Origin of the sequence: Corallococcus sp. AB018 (assembly GCF_003986945.1) — a bacterium.
Lineage (GTDB): Bacteria > Myxococcota > Myxococcia > Myxococcales > Myxococcaceae > Corallococcus > Corallococcus exiguus.
Genome location: NZ_RAWR01000284.1, coordinates 1 through 11,461 on the forward strand (window position 1 = coordinate 1; position 11,461 = coordinate 11,461).

An 11,461-nucleotide genomic window follows, 5' to 3' on the forward strand; every position below is an offset into this window, starting at 1 on the left:
ACCCCGCCCCGTCGCGGGCGCGCTGCCGCGACCCGTGCCGTAAGTTTCTCGCGACGTCGAAACGCGAGGCGCGGAGCCGGGCGCGGAAGGCCCGTCGTCCCTGTCATGCCGGTTCGCCATGGGTCCAGTGTACCCCTCACTCCAGGATTCCATGTTTCTCGGCCCGGCCGCCTGCCCGGTTGCGTCTGAAATCAAGCGCTTCCCTCAAAAGCCGTGATCCGGAAGCAACCTCCAAAGTCCTGCGCGGATAATGCGGGAGGAAAAAGACCCAGACGCGACAGGAGACGTCGATGGCTCTCGGAATTGGCTCCAAGCTCGATTCGGTCATGGCCCGCATCCGCCAGGCCGCGGAGCAGGCCCGCGCTGACATGGCGGCGGCCGCCCAGTCCGTGAAGGAGCCCCTGCCGGACGCTCCGGACGCCAAGGCGCTCAACCCCGCGGAAGGCCGCTACCTGGACTCCTTCGAGGAGGAGCGCGCCCAGAAGATGGGCATGCCGTCCCTGGCCGCCCCCCCGCCTCCGGGCACGGATCCGGCCGCCAGCGCCATCCCCACCAACGAAGCGACGCAGGCCCAGAAGGAGCAGGGCTGGAACGCGCCGCAGACGACCGTAGCGCAGACGAGCAAGAAGGGCTGCGCGGAGGCCACCCTCACCTACCTGGAGCAGTCCAGCGCCGAAGAGGCGGTCCCGCTGACGCAGCAGGAGGCCCGCGAGAAGGTCCGCAACAAGGCGGACACCATGACCACGTCCGTGAAGGACCGCGTGGACGTGAACCTGGATGATGGCGCGACCGCCGACGAGATGGGCGCCATGCTGGGCAGCATGGGCATCAAGGTCACCAACGGCTTCGACGAGTGCAACACGGACGCGCTGAGCGGCGCGCTGAAGAACGGGCAGATGGCCCTGGCGCTGGTGGACTCCAACGCCCTGCTCAACACGACGCTGGCGGACGGCGAGAAGGGCCCGGACAGCGGCGAGCTGCACTGGCTCACCATCGACGGCGTGAACCCGGGCAAGAGCAAGAGCACGGACGACGACCTCTACCGCGTGCGCGACCCCGTCAACGGCGCCTACTGGGTGAAGGCCAGCGACCTGAAGAAGAGCATCTCCCAGGCACAGGAGCAGCACGGCAGCGGCGGCGTGATGACGGTGCAGAAGGACGGCACCGCGAAGACGACCGAGCAGCGCGAGGCCCTGGCCCAAGCCAACCTGGAGCGCACCCAGCCCCTGGGCAAGGGCAACGGCGGAGCCAGCCGGCGCCTGAGCGTGGGCGAGTCCAGCTGACCTGCGGAGATCGGCTCTCTTGGTGATCCTACGCAACGTTACAGATGAAGACCTCCCGCTCTTCTTCGAGCACCAACGGGACGCAGTCGCGCTGCGCATGGCCGCATTCCCGTCGCGGGAACGCGATGCCTTCCTGACCCACTGGCGCACGAAGGTTCTCCGCCCCGAGAACGTGACCCGCACCATCGTCGTTGGCGGCATGGTCGCTGGGTACATCGGCAGTTGGGAACAGGACGGCAAGCGCCTCATCGCCTATTGGATGGGTCGCGAGCACTGGGGCAAGGGCATCGCGACACGGGCGCTCTCGGAGTTCCTCGGGCTTGAGCCCATTCGTCCGCTCCATGCGTGGGTCGCTGTCCACAACGTCGGGTCGATCCGCGTCCTCGAGAAGTGTGGCTTCCGCACGGTGGCCCAGGAGAACCCGCAGCACGCGGACGGAGTTGCTGAGGTACTCATGACGCTGGGTCCGACCTGAAGGGGGTAGAGCCCCCTGCATCTCCCGGCTTCACCCAACGCCTTCCCCAGCCTCGCGCCAGGGAAGGCGTTTTCACGTCGTGAGGACTACAGGGGCTCGCCCACCACCAGCCGTCCACGACGTTCCGGCCCGCAGGCCGTGCCGCCCACCAGCACGCCAACCACCAGGCTCCGCAGCCATCGTGGATTCCGAGTCATGTCGTCGGTCCTATCGAAAGGCGTGCGTGAGGCTCAGGTGCCGTCGATGAGGCGGTTCGCCAGGTCCGGGCTGAACTGTCCGGCGGGCGTGCCCGGGGCGATGCCGCACTGGCCATCCGAGTCCCCCGGCGTCTTCACCCACAGGAGCAGCTCCGCGCCGCCGCCCGTCTGCGACGTCACGCCCAGCTTGCGACCACCGGGGTTGCACCACTCGCCGTTGGAGCCGTTGCCGTTGCGGCTGGTGTCGATTGTGTACTGCCGCGTGTAGCCGTAGCGGCTGTTCAGCGCGGCGTTCACCGCGTTGCCGTACGTGGTGGACTGAGCGGTCGGGTAGAAGTTGGAGACGTTGAGGGAGAAGCCGCGCACGTTGCGCACGCCCGCGGACTCCAGCCGCTGCGCCATGGTGTCGGCGGCGATCCAGCTCGCGTTGCCACCGTCCAGGTACGTCCAGGTGTTGGGCGCACGGTCGCGCAGCTGCTCGGAGGCGTAGCGAATGAGGCCGAGTCGCGTGGTGCGCTCCGCGTCGTTGGGGAGGCAGTCGAGCTGCGCGACGGCGTCCGGCTCCACGATGACCACCGCCGGCCGGTTGCCGATGGCCGTCGCGAAGGCGGAGATCCAGGTGCGGTACGCGTCCGCGCTGCCCGCACCACCGCCGGAGTGGCTGCCGCAGTCACGGCCGGGGATGTTGTAGGCCACCAGCACGGGCAGCTTGTCCGCCGCGTCCGCCGCGGCCACGAAGTTGGACACATCCTGGGCGATGTTGCCGTTCCAGTTGCCGAACCAGCGAGCCATCGGCTTCGAGGCGATGGACGCGTTGATGCGCGACGCGCGGCCGTCTCCACTGTTGTTGCGCGCCCACACCGCGGGGTTGGAGTTGGGGTCCACGTAGAAGCCGTTGGTCATCGCCACCGGGCCGGAGCCGGTACCGCTCTCGGTGGTGAGCGAGATGTCATCCAGCCGCACGGTGACGGCGTTGGCTCGGCCGCCCAGTTGGAACGTCACCTGCCCCTGGCCGGACGAGAACGAGGACGTGAAGGGGAAGGAGAACCGGCGCGACGTGCCATCCAGCGTAAAGGTCCGCGTGAGCGTGGCCGTGTACGGCGCCACCTCCTGCTGCACGGTCGCCTGCGCGGTGATGGTCGCCGTGGCGGTGGCGGTGAACGCCAGCGTGTACGTCTTCCCGGCGGTGAGCGTCAGGCCGCTCTGTCCCACGATGGCGTCCCACGGGTTCGCCGTGTTCGCGGCCACGTCCACGCGCCACCTGCCGCTCTCCACATACGACTGCGTGCTGGCGTTGTTCCACCACGGCGCCACCGTGCCGGAGTTGAAGGTGCCGTTGGTGAGCAGTTCGGTGAGCGCGGCCTCCTGAGCGGTGAGTGCTGGAGCTTCAGGAGTGACGGGCTCGGCCGGGCCACCACAGGCCGCGAGCGCGAACAGCGGAACGAACGACAGCGACAACCGACGCACGGAACGAGGGGTACGCATGAAAGGGAACTCCTCACCACGGGGGAGCTCCCTTCTTGCGGCGCGTCAGTCCTGAATACAAGACTAAACGGCTATTTCAGCTATTGACGGAATATTGCTGAAACATTCACGCCGAGGGGCCAATCACGGCGATGTGTCACGGCCCCTGCGGGCCGGGGCTGGAGTTGCCGCCGTCGGTGACGTAGCGCCACTGGCCGTCGGCCTGCCGGCGCCAGACGGTGAGGTACTTCACGTGGTCCACCTCCGGCTGGCCCTTCTCGTCCTTGCCCGTGGCGATGGCACGGCCCACCGTGTACGCGAGGTCGCCGGAGCCCGCCGCGTCTCCCAGCACCGGCTCCCAGCGCAGGTCGATGGCCTCCAGCGTGAACGGCGCGTACGCCTTCGCGATGGCGTCATGGCCGAAGATGCCGGCGGATCCGAGCGGCATCACCACGTCCTCCGCGGCGTAGGCGGCGAATGCCTTGCCCATGCCCTCGGATGTGGACATGGCGGAGAACGCGAGGTCCGCGGCCTTCGCCTCCTCCAGCGCCTGCGCGGGCGCAAGCGCGCGCGGCTCCGGCGCTGGCAGCGTGGACGAAGGCGTGAAGCCCGCGGGCGCCGTCATCGCCGTCTTGGCGGCGTTGAGCACCGCCACCGCCACGCGCCACTGCCCGTCCGGCTGGCGCTTCCACGCGGTGATGTAGCGAGAGGACGGCCGCACCGACGTGCCTCCCGACTCCACGGACACGTTGCCCACCGAGTACCCCAGCGTCCCGTCCGCGCTGACGTCCCAGCGCACGGGCGCCCAGCGCACCTTGCCCTCCGCCTCCAGCGGATGCGCGGCCAGCCACGCGCGGATGGCCTCCTTGCCCTTCGGCGCGTACGTGCCGTCCACCAGCAGCACCGCGTCGTCCGCGACGAAGTCCGCGAACGCCTGCGCCGAACCGGCCTTCTCCGCCGCGTCCGACATGGCCTGGTCCGCCGCCCTCAAGCCCGCGCGCAGATCCTCCAGCGACTGCCGCGCCGTCCCGACCTCCGCGCCCGGCCCGGAGGCCTTCGCCCCACCACACCCCAGGGTCCCCAACGCCGCGACGACGAGCGCGCCCGCGAACATCCGTTTCATGTGCTGGTTTCCTTTCGTGAAACACCGGGCCCGCGCGCCATGACCGGCACCCCGGGCTCCCGTCCGCGAGCCATACACGTAAACACGGAATTCCGCCCGCCTCGCGGCCCGGCGCGATCCAGGAGTGATGCGTTTCTACAATTAGAAGGGAATTTCTCCTCGCCGTGAAAGGAATCCCTCGAATGGATGGACGTAACGGAAGGACCGGCGGCGCCCGGCTGCTGCCGCTGACGGCGCTGCTGCTGGCCACCGGGTGTGAGCCGCGTACCGCGACGCCTCCGGCGCCGGAAGGCTCCACGGCGGAGATGAAGCTGGGAGCGGGCAGCCTCTCCGCCACCGTGCGCAGGACGGCGCACGGCATTCCCCACGTGCTGGCGGACGACTTCGCGGGCGTGGGCTACGGCTATGGCTACGCGTTCGCGCAGGACAACTTCTGCACGTTGATGGATGCGCTGGTGACGGTGAACGCCGAGCGCTCGCGCTACTTCGGGCCGGACGGCACATACCTGGCCGCGCTGGGCAGCCAGTACAACAACCTGAAGAGCGACTTCTTCTACCAGGCCATCAACGACGACGGCACGGTGGAGGCGCTGCTGGCGAAGCCGCCGCCCCTGGGTCCGTCCCAGGACGCGCGCGAGCTGGTGCGCGGCTACACCGCGGGCCTCAACCGCTACCTGGCGGAGACCGGCGTGGACGGGCTGACGGATCCGCGCTGCAAGGGCGCGGCCTGGGTGCGCCCCATCACCGAGCGCGACCTGTACCGGCGCTACTACCAGCTCAGCCTCTTCGCCAGCTCCCTCTTCTTCCTGGACGCGCTGGTGGACGCGAAGCCCCCGTCCCTGCTGCCGGACGGCACGCTGCCCCTGCCGCTGCCCGCGCCCGCCACGCTGGACCGCAAGGTGTTCCCCAGCTCCGAGACGCTGGGCCTGGGCAGCAACGCCTTCGGCCTGGGCAGCCAGGCCACGCGCAACGGCAAGGGCATGCTGCTGGCCAACCCCCACTTCCCCTGGGAAGGCTCGGAGCGCTTCTACGAGGCCCACCTCACGGTGCCGGGCAAGCTCAACGTCTCCGGCGTGAGCCTGCTGGGCGTGCCCGCCATCCTCATCGGCCACAACGAGACGCTGGCCTGGAGCCACACCGTCTCCACCGCGTACCGCTTCACCCCCTTCGAGCTGAAGCTCATCCCGGGCTTCCCCACGAAGTACCTGTACGACGGCCAGATTCGCGACATGACCACCCGCACCGTCACGGTGCAGGCGAAGGCGGCGGACGGCTCGCCCACGCCGCGGCAGCACACCTTCTACCGTTCGCACCTGGGCCCGATGATGGAGTACCCGTCCGGCCTGATGACGTGGAACGGCCTCACCGGCTACGCGTTCCATGACGCCAACGCCTCCAACCTGCGCCTGCTGGACGCCTTCTTCGCCATGGACCGCGCAGCGAACGTGGAGGAACTGCACACGGCGCAGGCCACCTGGCAGGGCATCCCGTGGGTGAACACCATCGCCACGGACGCGCAGGGCCGCGCGTACTACGCGGACATGAGCGTGGTGCCGCACGTCACCGACGCGAAGCTCTTGCGCTGCGTGCTGTCCCCCATCCCGCTGCTGGTGCTCGCGAGCGCGGGGCTGCCGGTGCTGGACGGCTCGCGCTCCGACTGCGCGTTGGGCAGCGACGCGGACGCGGTGGAGCCGGGCATCTTCGGCCCGGGCAGCCTGCCGCGCCTCACCCGCGCTGACTACGTCACCAACTCCAATGACAGCTACTGGCTGCCCAACCCTGCCCAGCCGCTCACCGGCTTCCCGCGCATCCTGGGCGGCGAGAAGAACGTGCGCAGCCTGCGCACGCGCCTGGGCCTGAAGATGGTGCAGGGCCGCATCGCGGGCACGGACGGACTGGCGGGCCAGGGCTTCACGCTGGAGCAGCTCCAGACGGTGATGTTCAACAACCGCAACTACTCCGGCGAGCTGCTGCGCGACGCCGCGGTGTCGCTGTGCCGCCGCACGCCCTTCGTGCTGATGCCGGACCTCACGTTCGAGGACCTGCGCCCCGCCTGCCCCGTGCTGGCCGCGTGGGATTTGAAGGGCGACCTGGACAGCCGGGGCGAGCTGCTCTGGCGCGTGTTCCTCTTCACCGCGGTGGGCGCCACCGGAGGGCCGTACCTGGTGCCCTTCAACGCGAACGACCCCGTCAACACGCCGCGCACGCTCAACACCCTGAACCCGCAGGTGGCCCAGGCGCTGGGCACCGCCATCCGCACGCTGCGCGAGCGCGGCATCGCCCTGGACGCGACGACGGGCTCCGTGCAGGGCAAGCGCAAGAACGGCATCTTCTACCCGGTGCACGGCTGCGCCCACGACGAGGGCTGCTTCAACCAGATCGCCAACCAGCTCCTGCCGGACGGCACGTATGAGCCCGTCCTGGGCTCCAGCTTCGTCATGGCCGTGTCCTTCACGGACGCGGGCCCCGTGGCGAAGTCCGTGCTCACCTACTCCCAGTCCACCAACCCGGCCTCGCCCTGGTACGCGGACCAGACGGCGATGTTCTCCCAGAAGCAGTGGGTGGACCGTCGCTACACGGAGGCGGAGATCGCCGGCGACCCGGCGCTGACCGTCACGCACCTCCAGGAGTAGTCGAAGCCGCCAGACAGCAGGGCTTCGCGGCCCGGTGTCCTTCCACCACGCGGGAAGGGCGCCGGGCCGCTGTGTTTTCGGGGCGAGCGGCCGTGGCCTGGGTGGCCAGCGCTCCATGGAGAATGCTCGCGCCGGAAAGTAGCAATGCCATCACAAATCCGCGGCGCTCAGTCTATTCCCAGACGCTCCGTGCGGCCCGAAAACGCGTCTATTCAACGCACTTTCCGAGGTCTCAAGAATCCCGAAATTGTAGCACTTGATAATGATTGCCAGGCCAATCCCTGGAAGGCAGAATTCACTGCGGGTGAAATAGGGATTTCCCTTCAGGCGGCGCGCTCCCGCGCCCCTTTCTGGGATTCCCACCCGAGGAGACCCCGTGAAGATGCTTCGTTGGAGTGCGGCGGCGCTGGCGCTGTTCGTCGTGGGCTGCGGCCCCGTGGAGGAGCAGCCGCTGGCGACCGAGCCCGTTGCGATGGAGACGCAGGAGGCGGAGCTGGCGACGCGGGCCTGTACGAACAGCCTGGGATGCCGGGAGGCTTGTGCCTGCCAGGGCGGCTTCTGCGTGCCGGACGGGTTCGGTCCGCCGCCGCCCGATGGCCACTGTGACCAGGCGCCCCAGCGCGTCTGCAGCACGGGTTCGGACTGCGCGTCCGGCTGCAACTGCGTGGGCAACGTCTGCGTCAATGACGGCTTCAGTCCTCCCGCCAACTGCCTGCTGGCGCCTCCGGATTCCTACGAGAGCGACAACACGCACACCTCCGCGTCCTCGTACCTGGGCACGCCGCAGCTCAACCACTCCTTCCACCGCCAGAACGACGTGGACTGGGTGCTGGTGGCCACGCCCATCAACCAGGTGATGACGGTGGAGACCTACAACCTGCGCAACGGCCCGTGGATGCGCATCGACATCTACGCGTACAACTACGCCACCCGCACGCTGGGCGCGCTCGTGGGCAGCACGTCGAGCACCATCTGCTCGCAAATCATCCCGTCCTGCTTCGTCTACCGCGCGACGGCGAACGTCGTGGCGAATGGCGTCTACGCGGTGAAGATCACCGACACGCGCAACCGGCCGTCGGGGTCCGACTACACGCCCACCGCGAAGTACGACCTGAAGATGTACTGAGCCCCAGCGCCGTCAGTCGCGGGGCGGCAGGTCTTCCGCCGTCCCGTCGATGACGCGCTTCGCGATGGTGAAGGAGAAGCCCGCGCGTGCGAGCGCCGCCAGGTCCTTCTTGCGGTTCTCCACGCGCGTGCTCGGGTCGCGCCGGAAGGGGCCCAGCCGCTTCTTGCGTGCCCAGATGCGGGCGGCGGCGTCCTCGGGCACGTCCTGGGTGGCCTCCGCCAGCTTCTCCTGCACCAGCTCCGGCGCCACGCCCTTCATGCGCAGCTTCTGGGTGATGACGCGGGCGCTGCGGCCGGATGCGCGCAGCGAGTGCACGCGCGTCTCCGCGTAGGTCCGGTCGTTGACGAGGCCGTTGCGGATGAGCTTCTCCGCCAGCGCGTCCACCCAGCCCACGGCCTCCGCGCGGTCGGTGCCGTGGAACTTCACGGAGCGGTCCACCCGGCGCATCAGCACGCGCTTGAGCTGGCTCACCGTGGCCGCGTACCGCTTGAGGTAGTGCAGCGCCGCGTTCTCCAGGTAGCGCTGCGACACCTTCCGGGGCGGCTTCGGTTTGCGAGGTTCCCGGCGGCGGTCCGGGTCCCTGTCGGTGGGATCATCCATGGCGGGACAGCTCTACCACCGGGGTCCGACGCATGGGGCCGCGTCCGGCGCCCCTCCAGGTCGTCCGCCCGGGGCCTGGCCGCTCGGCGGGTCTCCGTGAAGGCTCGTCACGATGCCGCCTGCTCCCGCGCGTAATGGGTGGGCGGCAGTCCGACGTGGCGGGTGAAGGCCACGCTGAAGGTGCTCGCGGAGCTGTAGCCGACCTGCTCCGCGACCTCGGCGACGGTGACCTCCTGCTTGCGCCGCAGCAGGTCCTTCGCCAGGGCCATGCGCCAGCCGAGCAGGTACTCCATCGGGGCCACGCCCATCGCGCGGTTGAAGCGCTCGAAGAACGCGGAACGGGACAGCGCGGCCTCCTTCGCCAGCTGCGCCACGGTCCACGCCTGGGTCGGGCGCTCGTGCATCCGGCGGATGGACACGGACAAGCGCTCGTCGGAGAGCCCTCGCAAGAGGCCCGGAGACGCCGCGACGCCCGCCGTGGAGCGGAGCGCTTCGATGAGCAGCACCTCCATGAGGCGGGCGAGGATGACCTCGCGCGCGGGCCGCCGTTCGCGCGACTCGTCCCGCAGGAGTTCCACGAGGGCGGTGAGCCGCTGCTCGCCGCGAACGTGCACGAACTGGGGGAGGAGCGAAACGAGCAGGCTCGCGTCCGGAGAGGCGAAGGCGCAGTACCCCACCAGCATCCGGACATCGGGCGGACCGTGGTGGATGCCGTTCCTGATTTCACCATCGGGCAACACGATGCGAGGCGTCTCGTGCTTGCCCTTCGGCGGCTCGATGCTCGACGTCGTGAAGTCGAACGCCGCGGGAATCAGGACGAAGTCGCCCTTCTCGAGGATGACCGGCTCACGTCCGTCCACCGCGAGGCGGCTCCGCCCCATGAGGACCGCGCAGTAGAAGGGCCTCCCATTCTCCGCGCGCCGGACCCGCCACCGGCCCGCGCCACTGACGAGCTTCGAGAACGGGGCGCCCGGCTGGAGCAGCGTGACCACTTCCGCCAGGGGATCGACCATGACCGGACTCCTGCGAATGAAATCTGGACTCCCTGTTGTAGCAGGTCCGGATGGCGGTCCGTATACCTGTCACCGAAGCCACACCTGCCCAGGAGACGCCATGAAGACGATTCTGATCACCGGATGCTCGTCCGGATTCGGCCTCGACACCGCCCGCTACTTCCTCGAGCACGGCTGGAAGGTCATCGCCACGATGCGCAAGCCGCGCGAGGACGTGCTGCCCCGCTCCGAGCACCTGCGCGTGCTCCCGCTCGACGTCACCCAGCCCCAGAGCATCCGCGAGCTGGTGGAGGCCGCCGGCCCCATCGACGTGCTGGTCAACAACGCGGGCGTCGGCCTGATGGGCGTCTTCGAAGGCACCTCCATGGAGACGGTCCGCAACACCTTCGAGACGAACGCGTTCGGGGTCATGGCCCTGACCCAGGCGTTCCTGCCTCACTTCAGGCAGCAGCAGTCGGGGGTCATCGTGAACGTCTCGTCGGGCACGACGTTCAAGCCGCTCCCGCTGCTCGCCGTGTACACCGCGAGCAAGGCGGCGCTCAACGCGTTCACCGAGTCGCTCGCGCTGGAGCTCCAGCCCTTCCATGTGCGGGTGAGCCTGGTGATTCCCGGACGGTCCCCGGAGACGCCCTTCTCCCAGAACGCCCAGGCCCGGATGCAGGACCAGGGCGTCACCGTCCCCGAGGCGTACTCCGGCTTCGTGCGGAGCATCTTCGAGCAAAGAACGGCGCATGCCTCGGGGCCGGTCACCCGGTCGGTGGACGTGGCGGAAGCCATCTGGCGCGCGGTGAACGACCCGTCGTCCCCCCTCCGCCTGCCCGCCGGCGCGGACGCAGTGGAGATGGCCCGGTCGAACTGAGACCGGGGTTGTGCGTCAAGCGCACCGGCTCGTGAGATATCCGTGTCGATCCGCCGCACGGCCGTTCGTCGTGCGGATGGAGCCACACCCACACCCCAGGAGCCCCCATGCGCTTCATGCTCATCCCCCGCCCCTCCACCCTTGAGCCCACGCACTCGGACGCGCCCTTCGACGAGGCCGTCTTCATCGCGCAGATGAAGTTCAACGAGGAGATGCACCAGGCCGGCGTGCTGGTCGCCTCCGAGGGCCTCAGCCCCGCCCCGGGCGCGCACGTCGTCTTCAAGGACGGCAAGTCCAGCGTGAAGGATGGCCCCTACGCGGAGACGAAGGAGCTCATCGGCGGCTTCTACGTGCTGGAGGTGAAGTCGAAGGAAGAGGCCATCGAGTGGGCCCGCCGCTATCCGGGCGGCATGGGCAACGACGACGTGATGGAGGTCCGCCCCCTCACCGGCGCCGGAGACATCCCGCCGGAGCTGGTGACGCTCATCGAGAAGGTGGCCCCCACCTGGAGCCAGACCTTCAAGGAGTCCTGACCCATCCGTGACGTGGGCGGCTCCGGGACTAAGCCAACCGGAGTAATTCCGTTCAGGGGTACGCTGCGTTGGTAATGAGCAGCGTGCGCCGGAAGAGGCCCCAGCAGGGCGTGCGGCTAACTGCCGGGCAGCGGCGCCTCCTGACAGGGCTGCTC

The 11,461-nt window shown here is 69.1% G+C and carries 10 protein-coding genes; 6 read left to right on the forward strand and 4 right to left on the reverse strand.

The annotated features are described in order from the left end of the window. The first annotated feature begins 290 nt into the window (after positions 1-290). Entirely contained in the window at positions 291-1,283 is a 993-nt protein-coding gene (locus D7Y11_RS38420; RefSeq protein WP_126936158.1) for a hypothetical protein, read from the forward strand. A gap of 22 nt (positions 1,284-1,305) precedes the next feature. After that, complete coding sequence (locus D7Y11_RS38425) at positions 1,306-1,758, forward strand: GNAT family N-acetyltransferase (protein WP_126936166.1); 453 nt, start codon at positions 1,306-1,308, stop codon at positions 1,756-1,758. A gap of 230 nt (positions 1,759-1,988) precedes the next feature. Here D7Y11_RS38425 and D7Y11_RS38430 read toward each other — a convergent pair whose 3' ends face one another. Together D7Y11_RS38430 and D7Y11_RS38435 are read right to left on the reverse strand one after the other, a co-directional pair. Then, positions 1,989-3,440 (reverse strand): glycoside hydrolase family 6 protein, encoded by a 1,452-nt coding sequence (locus D7Y11_RS38430; RefSeq protein WP_126936159.1) that lies wholly within the window; start codon positions 3,438-3,440, stop codon positions 1,989-1,991. A 136-nt stretch (positions 3,441-3,576) separates the two neighbouring features. Beyond that, positions 3,577-4,542 carry a DUF4440 domain-containing protein gene (locus D7Y11_RS38435; protein WP_126936160.1) on the reverse strand — a complete coding sequence of 322 codons (966 nt, stop codon included), beginning with the start codon at positions 4,540-4,542 and terminating at the stop codon, positions 3,577-3,579. Between the two features lie 182 nt (positions 4,543-4,724). On the opposite strand from D7Y11_RS38435, the gene D7Y11_RS38440 reads away from it, so the two are divergent. Next, positions 4,725-7,175 carry an acylase gene (locus D7Y11_RS38440; protein WP_126936161.1) on the forward strand — a complete coding sequence of 817 codons (2,451 nt, stop codon included), beginning with the start codon at positions 4,725-4,727 and terminating at the stop codon, positions 7,173-7,175. Positions 7,176-7,551: 376 nt separating this feature from the next. After that, positions 7,552-8,301, forward strand: a complete 750-nt coding sequence (locus D7Y11_RS38445; protein ID WP_126936162.1) for a hypothetical protein — start codon at positions 7,552-7,554, stop codon at positions 8,299-8,301. A 12-nt stretch (positions 8,302-8,313) separates the two neighbouring features. Here the strand turns inward: D7Y11_RS38445 and D7Y11_RS38450 are convergent, their stop codons facing one another. Together D7Y11_RS38450 and D7Y11_RS38455 are read right to left on the reverse strand one after the other, a co-directional pair. Beyond that, positions 8,314-8,901, reverse strand: a complete 588-nt coding sequence (locus D7Y11_RS38450; RefSeq protein ID WP_121755667.1) for a regulatory protein RecX — start codon at positions 8,899-8,901, stop codon at positions 8,314-8,316. A 107-nt stretch (positions 8,902-9,008) separates the two neighbouring features. Continuing rightward, complete coding sequence (locus D7Y11_RS38455) at positions 9,009-9,914, reverse strand: AraC family transcriptional regulator (RefSeq protein ID WP_126936163.1); 906 nt, start codon at positions 9,912-9,914, stop codon at positions 9,009-9,011. Positions 9,915-10,014: 100 nt separating this feature from the next. Between D7Y11_RS38455 and D7Y11_RS38460 the strand changes: the two genes are divergently transcribed. Both D7Y11_RS38460 and D7Y11_RS38465 read left to right on the forward strand, forming a co-directional pair. Then, entirely contained in the window at positions 10,015-10,773 is a 759-nt protein-coding gene (locus D7Y11_RS38460) for an SDR family oxidoreductase (protein WP_126936164.1), read from the forward strand. Between the two features lie 107 nt (positions 10,774-10,880). After that, positions 10,881-11,306 (forward strand): YciI family protein, encoded by a 426-nt coding sequence (locus D7Y11_RS38465; RefSeq protein WP_126936165.1) that lies wholly within the window; start codon positions 10,881-10,883, stop codon positions 11,304-11,306. The last annotated feature ends 155 nt before the right edge of the window (positions 11,307-11,461 follow it).

What these genes read in the sequence shown, in the direction of transcription:
- D7Y11_RS38420 (WP_126936158.1), top strand. Translation starts at nt 291, where the DNA reads ATGGCTCTCGGAATTGGCTCCAAGCTCGATTCGGTCATGGCCCGCATC.
- D7Y11_RS38430 (WP_126936159.1), bottom strand. Translation starts at nt 3,440, where the DNA reads ATGCGTACCCCTCGTTCCGTGCGTCGGTTGTCGCTGTCGTTCGTTCCG.
- D7Y11_RS38435 (WP_126936160.1), bottom strand. Translation starts at nt 4,542, where the DNA reads ATGAAACGGATGTTCGCGGGCGCGCTCGTCGTCGCGGCGTTGGGGACC.
- D7Y11_RS38440 (WP_126936161.1), top strand. Translation starts at nt 4,725, where the DNA reads ATGGATGGACGTAACGGAAGGACCGGCGGCGCCCGGCTGCTGCCGCTG.
- D7Y11_RS38450 (WP_121755667.1), bottom strand. Translation starts at nt 8,901, where the DNA reads ATGGATGATCCCACCGACAGGGACCCGGACCGCCGCCGGGAACCTCGC.
- D7Y11_RS38455 (WP_126936163.1), bottom strand. Translation starts at nt 9,914, where the DNA reads ATGGTCGATCCCCTGGCGGAAGTGGTCACGCTGCTCCAGCCGGGCGCC.
- D7Y11_RS38460 (WP_126936164.1), top strand. Translation starts at nt 10,015, where the DNA reads ATGAAGACGATTCTGATCACCGGATGCTCGTCCGGATTCGGCCTCGAC.
- D7Y11_RS38465 (WP_126936165.1), top strand. Translation starts at nt 10,881, where the DNA reads ATGCGCTTCATGCTCATCCCCCGCCCCTCCACCCTTGAGCCCACGCAC.